At 38.2% G+C, this 16,908-nt stretch carries 14 protein-coding genes; 5 read left to right on the plus strand and 9 right to left on the minus strand.

What is annotated here, in order from left to right; translation table 11 throughout:
• Positions 1 to 937, plus strand: a 937-nt coding sequence (locus ABMA79_RS07325) for an SIS domain-containing protein (RefSeq protein WP_393091393.1), incomplete at its 5' end; no start/stop codon positions are given.
• Between the two features lie 2 nt (positions 938 to 939).
• On the opposite strand, the gene lnt is transcribed toward ABMA79_RS07325, so the two are convergent.
• On the minus strand, positions 940 to 2,391 hold the full coding sequence (gene lnt, locus ABMA79_RS07330; protein WP_393091396.1) for an apolipoprotein N-acyltransferase: 1,452 nt from the start codon (positions 2,389 to 2,391) through the stop codon (positions 940 to 942).
• Positions 2,392 to 2,454: 63 nt separating this feature from the next.
• Between lnt and ABMA79_RS07335 the strand changes: the two genes are divergently transcribed.
• Positions 2,455 to 3,114, plus strand: a complete 660-nt coding sequence (locus tag ABMA79_RS07335; protein ID WP_393091399.1) for a hypothetical protein — start codon at positions 2,455 to 2,457, stop codon at positions 3,112 to 3,114.
• A gap of 8 nt (positions 3,115 to 3,122) precedes the next feature.
• On the opposite strand, the gene ABMA79_RS07340 is transcribed toward ABMA79_RS07335, so the two are convergent.
• The gene (locus ABMA79_RS07340) at positions 3,123 to 4,262 is read right to left on the minus strand and encodes a S8 family serine peptidase (protein ID WP_392858845.1); all 1,140 of its coding nucleotides are present in this window, start codon (positions 4,260 to 4,262) and stop codon (positions 3,123 to 3,125) included.
• A 290-nt stretch (positions 4,263 to 4,552) separates the two neighbouring features.
• Here ABMA79_RS07340 and ABMA79_RS07345 point away from each other — a divergent pair, with 290 nt between their 5' ends.
• Positions 4,553 to 4,771 carry a hypothetical protein gene (locus tag ABMA79_RS07345; RefSeq protein WP_392858847.1) on the plus strand — a complete coding sequence of 73 codons (219 nt, stop codon included), beginning with the start codon at positions 4,553 to 4,555 and terminating at the stop codon, positions 4,769 to 4,771.
• A 55-nt stretch (positions 4,772 to 4,826) separates the two neighbouring features.
• Here ABMA79_RS07345 and ABMA79_RS07350 read toward each other — a convergent pair whose 3' ends face one another.
• From ABMA79_RS07350 to ruvX, 7 genes are all read right to left on the minus strand, one after another.
• Positions 4,827 to 5,198 carry a TraR/DksA family transcriptional regulator gene (locus ABMA79_RS07350; protein WP_392858849.1) on the minus strand — a complete coding sequence of 124 codons (372 nt, stop codon included), beginning with the start codon at positions 5,196 to 5,198 and terminating at the stop codon, positions 4,827 to 4,829.
• A 340-nt stretch (positions 5,199 to 5,538) separates the two neighbouring features.
• A complete protein-coding gene (locus tag ABMA79_RS07355) occupies positions 5,539 to 9,108 on the minus strand; it encodes a hypothetical protein (RefSeq protein WP_393091401.1) in 3,570 nt (1,189 codons plus the stop codon).
• A 142-nt stretch (positions 9,109 to 9,250) separates the two neighbouring features.
• A complete protein-coding gene (locus ABMA79_RS07360; protein WP_393091404.1) occupies positions 9,251 to 10,768 on the minus strand; it encodes a hypothetical protein in 1,518 nt (505 codons plus the stop codon).
• A gap of 127 nt (positions 10,769 to 10,895) precedes the next feature.
• A complete protein-coding gene (locus tag ABMA79_RS07365; RefSeq protein WP_392858854.1) occupies positions 10,896 to 11,705 on the minus strand; it encodes a DUF808 family protein in 810 nt (269 codons plus the stop codon).
• Positions 11,698 to 12,795 (minus strand): FliG C-terminal domain-containing protein, encoded by a 1,098-nt coding sequence (locus ABMA79_RS07370; RefSeq protein WP_393091407.1) that lies wholly within the window; start codon positions 12,793 to 12,795, stop codon positions 11,698 to 11,700. Before ABMA79_RS07370 ends, ABMA79_RS07365 begins: the two co-directional genes overlap by 8 nt.
• A 21-nt stretch (positions 12,796 to 12,816) precedes the next feature.
• The gene (mltG, locus tag ABMA79_RS07375) at positions 12,817 to 13,854 is read right to left on the minus strand and encodes an endolytic transglycosylase MltG (RefSeq protein WP_392858859.1); all 1,038 of its coding nucleotides are present in this window, start codon (positions 13,852 to 13,854) and stop codon (positions 12,817 to 12,819) included.
• A gap of 38 nt (positions 13,855 to 13,892) precedes the next feature.
• Positions 13,893 to 14,351, minus strand: coding sequence for a Holliday junction resolvase RuvX (gene ruvX, locus ABMA79_RS07380; protein ID WP_392858862.1), 459 nt, complete (start codon positions 14,349 to 14,351; stop codon positions 13,893 to 13,895).
• Between the two features lie 212 nt (positions 14,352 to 14,563).
• Between ruvX and rho the strand changes: the two genes are divergently transcribed.
• Together rho and prfA are read left to right on the plus strand one after the other, a co-directional pair.
• On the plus strand, positions 14,564 to 15,811 hold the full coding sequence (rho, locus tag ABMA79_RS07385; protein ID WP_392858865.1) for a transcription termination factor Rho: 1,248 nt from the start codon (positions 14,564 to 14,566) through the stop codon (positions 15,809 to 15,811).
• A gap of 28 nt (positions 15,812 to 15,839) precedes the next feature.
• Positions 15,840 to 16,904, plus strand: a complete 1,065-nt coding sequence (gene prfA, locus ABMA79_RS07390; RefSeq protein WP_392860228.1) for a peptide chain release factor 1 — start codon at positions 15,840 to 15,842, stop codon at positions 16,902 to 16,904.
• Positions 16,905 to 16,908: the final 4 nt, after the last annotated feature.

A 16,908-nucleotide genomic window follows, 5' to 3' on the forward strand; every position in this document is an offset into this window, starting at 1 on the left:
TTTAAAACTTGAAGCTGATTCAATTCTAAGAGTTATTGATCTCTTGGATGAGAAGATGTGTAACAAACTGACAGATGTCTTCGAATATCTCCATGCTCACAACGGACAAATGGTTTTATGTGGTGTAGGAAAGTCTGGCCTTATTGGTGAGAAGCTTTCTTCAACATTTAGTTCCCTAGGTCTGCGCTCTATCTTTCTTCATCCTACAGAGGCCCTTCATGGTGACCTTGGGAGAGTCAGTGAAAATGATGCCATTATTTTCTTATCGAAGTCAGGAACGACAAGTGAGATCCTAAAACTCATTCCGTTCCTAAGAATTAGAAAAGAAAATCGTATTGCCCTTGTTGGTGATTTAACAAAGCAAATTGCTCTCGAGTGTGGGATCTCTTTTGACTGTTCTGTTGAACGTGAGGCCTGTATTAATGATCTGGCCCCAACGACTTCTTCAACGGTCGCACTTGCTATGGGTGATGCCATTGCTGTTGCTTATGAGAAATTTGTAGGCCTTTCACGTGAGGGCTTTGCTATTAACCACCCAGGTGGAAAGCTAGGGAAGTCACTTACAATGAAGGTAAAAGATCTCATGTGGATCGCTAAAGAGTGTCCAATTCTTGAATCATCTAATCTTCTAAAAGATGCGGTTCTTGAAATGACGAATAAGCCTCTAGGTGCTCTTGCTGTTATTGATAATGGTAGCTTTAGCGGAATTCTTGTGGAAGGTGATATCAGACGCTCTATTGCTAAGAATGCCAATGCACTTGAGACAGCGCTAAGTGAGATTATGACGACTGAGCCTAAGAAGGTTTCATCAGATGACCTTGCTATTGATGCTCTTACATCAATGGAGCAGAATAAGATTTATGTGCTTCCTGTTATTGATGGAAATGAATTCAAGGGATTCATCCGTATGCACGATCTTTTAAAAGAAGGCTTTTAATCTTAAAGTGAAAAATCCTTTATCTCTTGTTTGAAATTCTCAGTACGAATGAGTTCTCGTCCATCTTGCTTGATGACTGCAGAGATTCCTGTATTTGTCGCTCTAATGATTGGAAGGTTGAACTCCACAGCGCGCCACTTTGCTAAGAATAGATGCTGCTCTTGTTCTGAGTAAGGCCCATACCATGAATCGTTAGTGACGTTGACGATGAAATCAATCTTTTCTCCACGCTTCTTAACTTCTTTTATGTACTTGCCTACATAGCGAGGGAAGAGAACTTCATAACAGATTAATGAAATAAAATTCTTATTTTTGACTTCAAAATTTGTGTACTTAGTTCCACTGGCAAAGAATGAAATATTTGTTAGGTGAGGGGCAAGGTACTTATTCAGTGGACCAAATGGCAGCCCTTCTCCAAATGGAATAAGAACTTGTTTATGATAAACCTGATCAATAATTCCTTCACCGCGAGATAAGATTGTCGCATTATACGTATTTTCTAAAACGCTAGGATTAGTTGAGGCAAGATCATAGGTTCCAAAGAAGTAGCTGGCTTCACTATTAACGAAAAGGTCCATTAATTCACCCGCGAGTTTTTTATTCTCTCTTGAAAAAACAAATCTTGGGTATGATGTCTCTGGCCAAATAACGAGGTCAATATCATCAACTCCATCAGCTAGACTTAGGTCCTTATAGATATTAATAACCTCTGAAGAAGCAAGCCTAAGTCCTTGTTCAGACTTAAGTTTTAAGTCGTTCCCAATATTTCCTTGAACAATGCGAATCTTAAGATCGTCTCCAACCTTGGCCTTGATCGGGCCTACTCCAAAGTTAACAAGTAAGAGTGCTAGGATAATTCCACCTTGTGCCTTAGGGAGTCTTTGCTTTTGATAGAACATGAAAATAAGGTGTCCTATAAATAAGCTTAAGAAACTATAGAAAGGCACACCCAAGAGTCTTGCTGGCTTTAGAAATGGAGAGATCTTAAGCCATGGGTGGCCAAAAAGGGCCGGGAATTGTTGTGGAGTGAAGTACTCTAGGGCGACAAAGATTAGTGAATAGAGGACTCCTCCAGCTAAAGTATTGATCTTCACATGCTTCTTTAAAAAGAAGAAGGTGATGAGAAAGAGATAGAATTGTGGGGCAATAATAACTGAAAAAAGCTGCCATAGGATAAAGTTAAATGGAAAGAATAAATTTCCAAATTCATTTAAGGTAAAAGTTAGCCAGTAATAGCCTGCAAAATTATAGCCCCAACAGAATAAGAAAATATTTAAGAGATTATGCTTAAAACGATTTTCACTTTTTAATCCGTAAAAAAGAACGGCGGCACTTAAAAAGATTGTCGGAAAGATTGTGAACTTTCCAATGAATGGGAAATTTAATGCGTAAATGATACCTGCAAGAATGTGAACAACTGGCAGGAAGAATTTATTTTTCAGCAGGCTAGACATACTTTATTGTCGTATATGATTTAACATTTGCCAATACTAAGCTTATGAAATTACAATATTCTTATGGATAAAGAATTCTTAAACGACATACAAAAACATCAACATCTCTTCATGGAAGATAATATTGCACAGGATGTGCAACTTATAACATGTCCTAAGTGCGAAAGTGAAAATATCATTGAAGATCGCTGCCAAGAATGCGACTTCGATTTATCTTTTAATCCATTAGGAGAACCATTAGGGGAGAAGAGCTTCTATACTTTTCGTGAAAGGTATTGGCTGACACTATCTCCTCTCGAAATGGAAAATCCTGCGATTTTCCAAGGTGATGTGAAGTTTAAGAAATTCATGATCAAAGTCCGTCGCCGCTACAATAATCTTCTTGATTACTTCTACAGTGAGGAGTCGAAGAACGATGTACTTAGGCCTTTGTACCTACAAGAGCTTGTTGATATCGTTATTGAAATGATGAACTCAGGTGTAAGTGAACAGGAAATTTGGCAGCCTTATACGCAAAAGGGGATCGAGGAGATCTCTCTCTATGAGCGTATCAAAGAGGCCATTTCTGAAACGCGTGAGCTTAACAAAAGCCAAGTCGAAAGCTTTCTTGATTATAAAATGATGGGATTCTTTAAGGTGTCTTATTTATTGTATGGAATGCTTGGAGTGATTTTTGTTATGGGGACGACCCTTGCGCTTACGTCCTATTTAAGGGCCATCTAGGAATTTAATTATTTTCTGATAATTACTTTTGGAGTGTTTGCTACTTCTCTCTTGCTTCCTTTGTAGCTAGCAAGTTTTCCGTTTGTTTTCGTGTTTAGCTTTTCTGCAAGCTCAACTGCTGCTGTTGCATCAACACGTCCTGAAGACTTAACCTTTCCATTAAAAGTAATCTCTTTCTTAGCTGTGATTGAGATGATCTTCTTAATTTGCTTAGCTGAAAGACCTGGGTATCCAGCTTTTAACATTGCAGCTACACCTGAAACAAATGCTGTTGCTTGTGAAGTTCCTGTTAGTAGTCCGTTTCTAGATGTTGGGATAGCAGAGTTAATCTTATATCCTGGTGCTGAAACGTCTACAGTTTGTGCTCCCCAGTTTGAAGAGTTAAGGATCTTCATTGATTGGTCGTGAGCAGTTACTGTAATGATATTTGATAACTTGTAGCTTGCTGGAAAGTAAGCTGTGTTCTTGTTATCAATATTTTCTTGCTCGTTACCTGCTGCTGCAACAACGATAATTCCTTTTCTTTCTGCTTTCTTTAGGATTTCAAGTTCTTCTAAATCTGGCTCTGGTCCACCACCTGAATAGTTGATGATATCAACACCAAGATCAACTGCATAACGAAGTGCCTTGATTGTTGAGTTTAAGTTATCCTTACCAGAAGCATGACGGTTGTAATACTTAAGTGAAAGAATCTTAACATTTGGAAATACTGATTTAATAATTCCTGAAACGTGAGTTCCGTGACGGTTCTTATCGTATGGAGTATTTACATTATCTGCACCTTTAGAAAAGTCTAGGCCAAAGTTAGTAATGCTAGCATCACCTTTAGGTACATAAATATTATCTTTAAGGAATGGGTGAGTTGGATCAATACCTGTATCGATAACAGCTACGACAACTTCTTTTTGAGTTGTAAGCTTCTTAAGTGCTCCTGGAAGATTAATTGAACCTTGTGCAAAGTTATTCTTAATTCCCCAGCTTGAAAAACGAGATCTTAATACATCAGTATTAGATGTTTCTTTTTGGTATTCTTTTTTGAAAACACGTTGTCTTAATTGATCAAATGATAATTTCTGACCTTCACCAGCTCCAAAAGCAAAAGAGCTAGCAATTAAAGTAGAAAGTAGTAGAAAAGATTTTAGTTTCAAAAAGTGCTCCTTAGTAACTCAAACTCACTGTTATAGAATGCACAGCATGTGCCAACACTATGACAGGATTCTACCTACTTAAACCGTTCATCTATAGCCCATATGGATAGTTTATAGATAGGTGTCAAAATCTTATACACTATTTTGAAAGTGGTGGTAGAAAATAAGGCCAAAAGGCCACCGTGTTCATTACTCCACTTTATTAAGTTACCGTAATCATTATATCAGACTTTGGCATGGCCCGTGCTTAATTATGAACAGAAGAAGAACTTACCATGGAGGGTAATTCAGTGAAAACAATTTGGACACTATCAATCAGTATCTTTGTCTTTGCATATGTCATGATCGTAGCACCAATTAATAACACAAATTCAAGTACAACGAGTCCTAAGGTAGAGGAGATCCTCAAATCAAATGAACAGGTTAAGAAAGTCTTAAAAAGGGATATATCGAAATATGTCTATATAAAGAAGGAGACCTTTAGCGTAGACGAGGGGATGGCCCTATAATAAAAAAAGCCTGCAACTGCAGGCTTTTTTACTAACATTTGGAATATGAAAAAAGCTATGATGCTCTTCGCATGTGTTGTTCTTCACGCTCTCTTTCTTCAGCGTGTGTGATACATAGATCGGCCCATGGTTGGTTTTCAAGCCTTTTTTTACCAATTGGCTCGTCACAATCTTCACAGTGTCCGTAAGTACCGTCTTCAATACGGTGAAGCGCCTCTTCGATCTGTCTCAGCTTAGTCATCGCTCTAGCACGCATATTAAATGTAACCTGTTGGTTAATTACTGCGTTTGCTACGTCACCTTCATCAGGTAAATCATCTGTCGACATCTTAAGGTCTTCAGTACTTGTTAGAATACCACCGTTAAGAATCTCAGCTTTAGCGGCCAATAACTTCTTTTTAAAATATTCTAGTCTTTCAGCTTCCATTTAGTCCTCCTCCTTAACGAAGTAAAACAAGCAAAGTTTGTTGGTTAAACTATTACGCGACACTTAATTTTAACCCTGAATTTATTTAGTTCAAAAGTTGTTTTAAAAGTCGGCAATTGTTGCTTTTAATTCATTTTCAATAGTTGCCCTAAAACCTCAGCCTTTGCTTCGTTCTGAAGCTCCTTGGGAACCTATTGTAGGCACTCTTCGTATGTGGCGGGAAAATAATTAAGTTAATTTCTTTTTACCAATAATATCGGTAAGTTCTGCCGGTAATAAAAAAAGGACGCTGAACGCGTCCTTATTTTTTTCGCCTAAATTTATTGGCATTAAACTATGCTTATCGTTGATCCATCTCTTCTTTGATATATGGTCGGTTAAGATCTACTGCCCCAGTTGTTGAATTTACAACGAAGTACTTATCAAAAGTTGTCGTTGCCATATCTGAAAGGGCGTAGTTTGTTCCATTTGTAAGAATCCCTGTATCAAGAACTCCTGCAAATGAAGTTGGGTTGATAAAGACGTAGTGATTACTTAGAGAAGTTGCTGAACCAGCATTATTATTGCTGTGAATATCTGTTGGATTGTGTCCGTCTTTATGTCCTACATAGAGAACATTTTCATAACTAACATTAAATGTATTCGATCCTTTATTTGAGAAGAATGCATACGTGTTAACAGGCGCTGGATCAGTGAACATATTGCCAATAAACTCAAGGTTTCTAAAGGCAAATGTTTCAGATGATGACATTGAATAATCAATTCGATCAAGAAAGAGGGAACCAGTAGGGGACGCAAAATTATTATTTTTCACACTTATATTTTCAAATAATATCCCTTCACCGCTATTCTCAGTAGAGTAGGTACCGGCAACTAACCCTGTCGCTGCACAACCAGTACTGCTTGCAATCGTATTATTTTCTAATTGAATATTGTAAAATTGTGCGCGGTCATCACCATAGTTATTATAGCGACTGATTCTTCCCATTAATAAACCAGCATCACCAGAGGCATCGCAATCAAAACTCATAATAGAATTGGCAATTCTTAGGTTTTTAATTCGTCCGTACTCAACATAAGGGAAAATTCCATTATAGCTTTTGTATAGGCCAGTATAGTTATTATTAATATTTGAAATCGTAAACCCGGCACCATCAAGTGAGCCGTTGAATGGAATATTATCATCAGATAGCTGAAGGAATTGTCCTCCCATATCAATATTGGCCGTTAATCTAAAATTGAAATTACTCAAGAATAAATTGTTCTTAATGAATAATAAATCAGATGAGTTTGAAAGAAGAAATGGACTTCCTTCCGAGCCTGTTACTGTCGCGCGGCCATTTGTTGCAAATCTCATAAAGCGGTTAAATGCGACATCTAACTTAGAATCACCATTTGGAGTAAAGAATGGGCTACCAGTAAAAGTCGAAGGTAGAAACTTATTAGCAAGTTCGTTAAAAGTCAGGCTGATCTCACCACCAGGTGTTCCATATCTTAGGGCACTTTGAAGAAGTGCTGTTGAGCTATCAGTGTAGCCTTGGTAAACAACTTGATTTGCCGTGATTCTATCTAGGACGTTTGCTAGAGTTGTCTCATTGATAAATCCAATGAAGTCGATAATATGGGAAGTACTTGTTCCCCATCTCGTGTAGTGGTGACCATTAACCATCACGTAAGTATTTGTATCCGACATAACTCCAATAAGAGAGCCACTTGAGTTTCCTGTCGCATAACCAAGAGTTGTAAAAAGTAGTCCCGAATAAAAGTTGCTATCAAAGTTAACAGAAGAATAACTGGCCGTTGATGTTAAAGTCCCTAGGGCACCTCCAACACCTTCTAGTCCTGAAGAGTTAGCCGCTGCTCCTGTAATGGAACTTGTCTCAACATGGTTAAGTCTAAAGTTTGCAGAACTTCCATCTAGGTTAAGTCTTCCAATTAAACCACCTGCACTACCATCAGCGCTAACCCTTGTTCTTGTTGCTGAATTGTGAATACCAAATGAGTCACTAGGGTTTGTGAAAGCTGCATGACCGATAAGTCCACCAGCGTTCTTTAATGTTGTATCAATACTTCCTGTCGTGATCGAAGATCGAATTTGTAAATACTCTGGATTAAAGATTTTCCCAGCAATCCCTCCAGCACCTTGAATTGTATTGTAAGGAAGATCACTACTAATTGCTAAGTGAATATTATTCTCTCCCAATTCAAGACGGCCGTAGTAGTTGGCAGCAGTTGACTGTTGTTGCCCTAAAACACCACCAATAATCGCTGGAGCTGCAGAAGTATAAGTATTCGCGAAAGTATAATTATTACTATAAGTATTAATATTTGTATTATTCTCAGAGAATCCAATAAGTCCACCAACAGATTGTTGTGTATTTGTTGAATCAACTTCAATATTAATATTTCCTTTTACGTCATAAATTTGAACTTCACGATTATAAGTCGCATCAGTTGAACCACTTGTTAGGGCACCAACTAGTGCGCCTACATAAGCGCTATCAGAAGCAGGAAGGCCCGTACATTTTAGATTAAAATTTTCAAAAGTAATTCTTTCGAATCTCGTGTTTAGACTTTTTGATGTCGTCCCATCGTAGTATGACTGATTAACAAGTGCACCACATGAATAACCTAGACTCGATCCTGAAGGTGTTACAGATGGTGTCGAGTTAGTCATTGATCCTGAAATTGTTAGTTCATGAAACTCGGAAGAGTCACCTAAGTACTTGGCAATAACAGGTCCGCCAGTAAGAGAGTTAACATTAATATTTAAGTTCTCAATACCTGCAGACTCATCAGTTACATTACTTCCGATACTATTAAATAACGAATCTGTCGCACCAATAATATGCGGTTGCTTATTAATACTTAAAAGAATGTCACCTTCAATATATCCTGTGAAATCAGTGCTACTTGTTGCTGGAGCACTACCTGCAAAGTCGATCTTTCTTCCAATGATATATTCATCAGAAGGGTAGGAAGCAATATTGTTAAACTGAGCTGCTGTACAAATGATATTCGTTCCTCTTGAAGCCGCGCTATCTGCCGCAAACGGAGAGCTTGCTGTTGCTCCAGCAAAGGCACAAGAGTCAAAGCCTGCTAGGAGAGTTAGGCCATTCATTGAATCTTCTGTTGCTAGTAGATGCTCTTCTGAAGGAAGTCCTGCAGTTCTTGGAATCCTTTTAACTTGAGAGGCTCCAGAGCAAGCAGTATCATAGTAGGCTACAATTTCAATTGGATTATAAAAACCACTATCACTAGTAACAACGTTGTAATCAGCTGTTAGATCATAAGTAAAAATATCACCAGCATTTGGTGTTAAGCATTTTGATTCAAGAGTTAAGCTTGGATCGACAACTCCTTCAGCATTAATCGAAGGGTAGCGAATCTTAAGTGATTGAGCATTACTTGGCGCCTCATCACAACTATCTCTTTTTCCTTTTCCAAATACTTGAACAACTCCATGACAAGTTTCAACCTTAAATTGATTTCCAGTCGTACTGTCGTGAACTACTGTATTAGTCAGGGAGGCACAGTTGGCCGTTGTCATTACTAAATTCATTGGAGTTTCAGTTGAATCAACTTCAGTATTAATTTGAGAACAATACTTTGTTCCAGTTAAGTTCGTAGGAGTTGTCCCTTGGTGCCAACCAATGGCCTTTACATCGTAATTACCAAAAGGAAGCTCAATTTCAATTTCAGAAGATGAACTTGGGTCGAGTCCAATTTGAAACACTTGTTTCGTCGTATTATTTCGTCCAAAGATTAGAACACCACCATCAAAGTTAGAACTTAAATCACCAACTAAAAATTGTGACTTAGAAAAGGTAACTTTTGTGTTTGATGTTTTTACTCCACATGAAGTTAGAAGTAGTGATACTAGAAATAATCCAAAAATATGACGGTGCATACGGTCCCCAAATTCAATTTAATCCACAAAACTTATCGGTTAAGCCAATCTTAACCTTTAAAGAATAAGGGACAAAAATCTACGGGATTTCAACGCTTTAGATGAGCGATTGGCCAAGGAAATGCCATTTCTTAGTGCCATCTTAGTAATATGTGTAGTTGAAAAGCTGACCATTGGCATTTAAGTCAAAGTTACCTGAACCTGCAGGAGAGCCTGCGATTGTAAGCGTACAAGTCGTATAGGGAGAACATGAAATGTCTCCTGTGATTGATAAGGTGTCTGGAGTTGAAGAGATAGTAAAACTCACCATACTATCAGTGTTATTATTGAATGTAATTGTCGCGTTTCCACCTGTTGTAATATCAACATTTGATCCCGGTGCTGGTATGAAATCCGAATCCGGAATCATAACAATAGGATTTGCCATTACACTGAATCGCTTTTCTGGAGAATAAATTGTCATACTTGAACCATCATCATAATACGATCCAATCATTTTAAACTCAAATGTCTCACCAAGATCAAAGCTCGTTGTATTTCCATCAAGAACAACATCACCTGTGGTCATATCATATGAGATAGGGCCAGAGCCAATTGGATATCCACAGGCAACAAAAGTCGAATCATCTGTTCCTGCGACCTTGTATTCACAAGTATAATTCATGGAATTGCCTTGATAGGTATCATTTCCAACATCATATGGGCCACCAACCTGTACTGTAGTCGAAGAGTTTCTTTCAAATGAATAATTCGAATTTGTAATCGAAATTTCAAATGGAGTCGGAGGCATTAAGTAAGTAAAGTATGTCCCATCATAGAAGTGACGATCATTTCCAGCATTATCTTTTTCACCAATACTATTCATCGTTGCAAGCTTGCCATTAAGTCCCATCGAGCAATCTGTTGTCCCACCATCTTTATCTTCATAACCCTCAATTCTAAGAGGTAAGTGAAAACCTCCTGTTAGTCTTACTGGAAGAACCAGTCCAACGGAAGCATCAAGAACCATTTTTGCGTAGTCGCCACCATCTAAAAGATTACCATTAGCACTGCTATAGCAAGTATTCATCGATTCAGTAAATTTTGATTGAGTATAGATTTGGTCACGATTTATAGGTCCCTCGTAGTGAGGAATACCAAACTTTAAAGATAAGTCAGTTGCATTAAACCTTACGTATTCACCCATATTACAACTTGTTGTTTCACAGATAGACATATACTTGGCCGTTTGAAGTCCATCAATGAATTCGGCACAAGGGTGGCCTGTATCCACAACATTTGCCGGTGCCGTTTGATCGACTTTTGTCAGGTTAAAATTAAATGTTGTTTGTTCTGGAATTACAGCATTCTTTACGACAGAACAATAGAGATCACCTTCCATCATCTCGCCGGCCGTTGAACCATGCCAGCCTAAAACCATAATTTTCCAATTACCATTATCAAACTCGTGATCAAGAGTTGCCTGTGAAAGGGGAACAACATAGAGAAGGGGAGGTTTATCTGAAGGGCCACCAACTGCTAACATAACAGCACCATTATCAAAGAGACCTGCTACTTGAGAGAATGCTCCTTGAAGCTTAACTTCGACATTTGAGGATTTTCCCCCACATGAAGTTAGGATGATAGCGAATGAAATTAGTAGCATATTGATAATTTTCATAATTCCCTCAGACAGTTAACTAAATAAATTATCGTCTATCGCTATAATAAACTTTAATTTAGTGTAGACTAAATTTCTTGTGATTACAGTCGTTTAGGGAGATGCTTATTAAGAGATATGCCAATAATTAGCGTAAGAACTTTGATTTTATATGCGATAGAATGCTTAGAAGGATAAGGGCCGAAAAGCCTCCCACAAGCCCTAGAAATAGGTTTTGAAGAACTTCATAGGTATAAAGGTCCAAGTGAAAGCTATGAGCGAAGATACCGCCGGCCACAAGAAACATGGCAATTGTTCCGACAATTCCAAGTCCTCTCATAATCCAAGGCATTGAGCTGACACAGGCATAACCAAGTTTCTTATATTCTTTTCTGATTAGATAGAGCCCAAGATCATCAATTTTTACTAAGATAGCAACAAGACCGTAAATTAGAATCGAGGCCAAAAGCCCTACAATAACAAGAGTCATAAGTTGATTAACAAATGGGCCACTAATACTATTTTGTGCAATAACGATAATTTCAATTGAAAGAATTAAGTCCGTACGAATTGCACCTGAAACTTTCTTTTCTTCACTTATCTCTGCGAGATTCTTCTTACTATCCTGCTTGGTAACTTTTTCTAAAACTTTGTGAGCACCTTCATAGGCAAGATAAATTCCACCAATAAGTAGAACTACTTGAAGAGCTGGAGGGTAGAAGTAGGTAAGAGCAACAACTCCTAAAATGCTGTAGAGTTTATTTAAGAGGGAGCCTACAAAGATCTTCCAGACCATAGGGAGTTCTTGATCGGCATTTACTCCGTGAATGACTCCGGCATTAACTGCGAGATCATCACTCATAAGTGCACTGGTCTTCTTGATAGCAACTTTTGACATGATGGCCACGTCATCAAATGTTGTTGCGATATCATCGAGAAGAGACAGGAGACTAAACATATTTAACAAAAGACTTCGGGCTTAGAACTAGCTCGCCCGAGCGCTCCTTCTCATGGATGTATTTTCTTAATTCGTCTTGTGCCTTATTAATGGCTGAAGCAGGTTTGGGTTGATCATACTTCATGAGAAACTCTTCTCGTACACCAGCAGTAACTTCAGATAGAAGATCGTTGATTAACTCTTTAGACGACATCCTTAAGGCACAGGCCATAAGATCAAGGCTAAAGTTTAAGAAGAATTCACGCTTCATATCGATCGTCATATATCGAAGGCGATCGATATCTTCTACTGACTCAGAAATATTGATGGCAAGTTGAGGATTTTTATCGTGAATCTTTGCAAGTTGCTTTTGATAATCATCAGGGTTTAAACCATTAAATAGGTTTGTATCAAGCCCTTTTAATTTATTTTGTCTCTTCTTAACTAGAGAGCCGATTGAATCATATGTAATTGAATTTAGCGTTTGTGTGAATTCAACACCAATGCGAAGAAGGTGAGTTTGTAGGCCTTCTCCTGAAACGCGGTATCGGTTGACTGAAGCGATCTTAGCTTCATGTTGTTGTGGTAGCTCTTGATCCGTTATCGAAGTGATATAAACGGTTTTACCGATCTCATACTTAGCTTTTCTTTTGGCATCAATAACAAAAGCAAGCCCTCTTAGTGATATGTCGAGAATGATATCATGTTGAGTTTCATCTTCTCCTTCAACTTTATAAGAGATATTTTTGAAGTCTGGATATTTGTAAGTAAACCTCTCCACACTTCGGCGATCACGCATGCGAACTTCACTTGGCGTCTTAAATGAAAGTCCACCGTCTTCTAACTTGAAAATATCTTTTTTAAATATCATGTCCCCTGCAGGGTAGTGAAAGAAAACAGGAGAAAGGGGTGCGATTCGAGTGTAGTAAGGAGCACTTTCTTTTGTTAATTTAATCGAACATTTTTCAATTGTAACGGAGTTGAAAGTTGCAGTGTACTCTTCGCGCATGTCTTCGTTGTTTTGCCAAAATTTCAAAACAGCGCCTTCCTCATAGAGCTCATTAAGCCTTTTGAGAATATATTCTTGATCGAATGATGACCATAGTTTCATAAATTAATACTTCTTTCGTTCTTATTGTTTCTTATTAAGATCTCGCCAGCTACGCCCCTTGCGGTTTGCTCTGTTCTTTTGCCAAAAATCAACGGCCTGACTGTGTTCCTTATATGTTTTAGAAAAAACGTGAGTCCCATCATTTTTTGAAACAAAGTAAAGGTAATCGTGTTTCTTAGGGCTAAGTGCAGCTTTCAGTGCCGCAAGTCCTGGGTTGGCAATTGGCCCAACTGGAAGACCCGAGATCTTGTAAGTATTGTATGGAGTTTTCTGTCTAAGGTGTTTCTTTCTAATATTACCTTTGTATGACTCCCAAATTCCATAGATCGTTGTTGGATCAGATTGAAGACGCATTCTCTTTTTTAGACGATTGTGAAAAACACCCGAGATCGTTGGCCTTTCAAATTTTGCACCCGTTTCTTTTTCAACCATTGAGGCAAGAGTGACAAGCTGGTGCTTTGTTAGTCTTACTTTTGAAAAGTCTAAGTCTTTTGTTTTGTCTTTAAAGTTGTCATACATGCGGTGGATAATCGCACGTGCTTTCATTTTTTCATGGAATTGGTAAGTATCAGGGTAAAGATATCCTTCTACTCGGTCTGCTGGAATTCCTAGAGAGTGAACAAATTTCTTATCCTTTGCTTCTTTAATGAAATCTTTTTCATCAACAATTTTCTCATCGGCCAAGGCCTTTGCAATTTGAAAGAGGTTATAACCTTCTGGGATTGTTACTCTTACGGCCAAACTCTTTCCACTGATAAGTAGAGCAAGTAGCTCATCCATTGTTATTCCTTTAGGAATGACATAGCGGCCGGCCTTAAAGCTTGTTAGCTTTCCTTCAAATTTTACATAGCGATGGAAGAGGCGCGGAGAGTAGATGATCTTGTCTTGTGCTAAACGGTAGTTAATCGTTCCAAAAGTGTCTCCACTATTAATTTGGAATTCAGTTTCAGGGCCACCGTATTGCCAATGATAAATGTTGTAATAAGTGTGTGCCACTAAGAGGCAGATTGATAATGCAGGTGCAAGCACCAAAAAAATAAATAAGTTTTTCTTTGTCATAATAACAATAGGATATCTTATTTTTAGATTTTGTGAAATTAACTTCTTATGAAATCTTCTAGGATGATCACCGCACTAAGCTCATCAATTTTTGTTGGATCAAATTGAAAATTGTACTCCGGAGAGTTTAGCATTCGCTCCTTGGCCGACTTTGTCGTTAAGGTTTCATCTTGTTGGTAAAATTTTACACTAGGAAATTTCTCAACTAATGCGTTGAAGATGGCCTTGTGCTCTTTAGTCTTCTCACTTTCGTTACCATCGACGTAGTATGGGATACCCATGACGATAACTTCCACAACTTGGTCCTCAATAACTTGTTCAAGCTCACTGTAGAAGTGTGCGATTCCTTTATTGATAATTCGGCCGGCACCAATTGGAAATGGCTCACGTCCAGGGCAGTAGAAGCCAAGGCCTATGACCTTCTCACCAAAGTCGATGGAGAGGATATTAAGACCGCGAAACTCTTCAAATTTAGGATAGCTAGAAAACTCATTCATATTAGGTAGTTATGCCCATTTTGGCGCCGCAAGTCAATCTCTAAAGTCAGCTTGACTAGGAAAGGGGGAGGGTTTATGATGAGTTTATCTATTTAAATCAATACCAACCAATTTAATCTTATAAATCCATGCCATTAATGGATCATTAATAGAGGCAAATTCTAAATAAATCCAATTTTATATATTCAGATATTTCAGGAGTAGTACATTTTATGCATTTAAGTGAATTGAGAGAGATGGAAATCAAAGAGTTAAACAAGATTGCTGAAAAGGCAAAAATTGAAAACTCTGCGGGGATGAAAAAACACGAACTAATCTTTGCTATTCTAAAAGCACACGCAAAAGAGAAACAGGACATTTTTGGAAATGGTGTTCTTGAAATCTTACCAGATGGTTTCGGTTTCTTAAGATCTCCTGGATATAACTACCTTCCTGGTGCCGATGATATTTACGTATCACCAAGTCAAATTAGAAAATTCGCCCTTAAGAAAGGTGACTCTGTAGAAGGACAAATTCGTCCTCCAAAAGATAACGAAAGATACTTTGCTCTTTTAAAAGTAAGCACAATCAACGATCAAGAGCCTGCTGCTCACAAGAAGACAGTTCTTTTCGATAACTTAACTCCACTATACCCACAAAAGAAGATCAATCTTGAGTTTAATCCAAGCAATTACTCAACTCGTATGATCGATATGTTTGTACCACAAGGGTTTGGTCAACGTTGTCTAATCGTTGCACCACCAAAGGCTGGTAAGACACACTTATTACAAGAAGTTGCTAACGCAATTACTGAAAATCACCCAGACTCAGTTCTTATCGTTCTTCTAATTGATGAAAGACCGGAAGAAGTAACTGATATGAAGAGAAATGTTAATGCGGAAGTTGTTTCATCAACATTTGATGAGCCAGCAAACCGTCACGTTCAAGTAGCAGAGATGGTTCTTGAAAAAGCAAAACGTCTAACTGAAGCAGGGAAAGATGTTATCATCCTTCTTGACTCAATCACTCGTCTTGCTCGTGCATATAACACTGTTGTTCCACCATCTGGAAAGATCCTTTCTGGTGGGGTTGACTCAAATGCACTACACAGACCAAAGAGATTCTTCGGTGCTGCTAGAAATATTGAAAATGGTGGTTCACTTACAATCATCGCTACTGCACTTGTTGATACAGGTTCAAGAATGGATGAAGTTATCTTTGAAGAATTCAAAGGAACTGGTAACTCTGAAATTCAACTTGATAGAAAGCTTCTTGAGAAGAGAATCTTCCCAGCTCTTGATATCAACAAATCTTCAACTCGTAAGGAAGACCTACTTATGGATCAACTAGATCTACAAAGAACTTACGTTCTTAGAAAGGTTCTTCACCCAATGAGTACAATTGATGCAATGGAATTTATGCTTCAAAGAATTACGAAGACTAAGACTAATGCAGAATTCATGGACTCAATGAATAGCTAAGAAAAAGCTAAAAGGATTTTAAATGAGCATGTTTGATAAGCTTGATTCAGTAGTACAGCGCTTTGAGGTGCTGACTGAAAAAATGGCAGACCCAACATTATATGATAGGCAAGAGGAGTTCAAAAAGATTTCAGCAGAACGTGCAAATCTTGAAGAAGTTGTTATTGCTTACAAAAAATATAAGCAAATCAAAGAGGATATTGCCGAAGCAAAAGAGATGCTTAAGGAAAATGATCCTGATATGAAGGAGATGGCAAAAGAAGTTCTCGATGAGAATGAGCCATTAATTCCTGAGCTTGAAGATGAGCTTAAGATCCTTCTTCTGCCAAAAGATCCATTAGATGATAAGAACGTTATGGTTGAAATCCGTGCCGGTGCTGGTGGGGATGAGGCCTCGATCTTCTCTGGTGATGTTCTAAGAATGTACCAAAACTACGCTCGCTCAGTTGGTTGGAAAGTAGAAATCGATTCTCTTTCTGAAAACGATGAAGGGATTAAAGAAGTTGTCTTCTCAATCTCTGGTGAGAAAGTTTACTCAAAGATGAAATATGAATCTGGTGTACACAGAGTTCAACGTGTTCCAAAAACAGAGTCTCAAGGACGTGTCCACACATCAACGATTACAGTTGCAGTAATGCCTGAAACTGAAGATCTTGAGTGGGAACTTGATATGAATGATGTTCGTGTTGAGGTTATGCGTGCCTCTGGTTCAGGTGGACAGCACGTTAACACGACTGACTCTGCGGTTCGTATGACTCACATTCCAACAGGAATTGCAGTTTATAACCAAGACCAAAAGTCACAGCTTAAAAATAAAGAGAAGGCCAAAAAGATTCTTGCAGCACGTATCTTCGATAAAATGCTTCAAGAAAAGAATGCTGAAGAAGCAGCTGAAAGAAAAGGCCTAATCGGTACAGGTGATCGTTCTGAGCGTATTAGAACTTATAACTATCCTCAGGGACGTTTAACTGACCACCGTATTGGTCTAACTCTTTACTCTCTTGATAAAATTATTGAGGGAGATATGGCACCGGTTCTTGATGCTCTAATTGCTCACAACCAAGCAGAGTTGCTTAAAGGCCAAGAGGAATAAGTAG

Source organism: Halobacteriovorax sp. HFRX-2_2, from assembly GCF_043196705.1.
In the GTDB taxonomy this organism is placed as follows: domain Bacteria; phylum Bdellovibrionota; class Bacteriovoracia; order Bacteriovoracales; family Bacteriovoracaceae; genus Halobacteriovorax_A.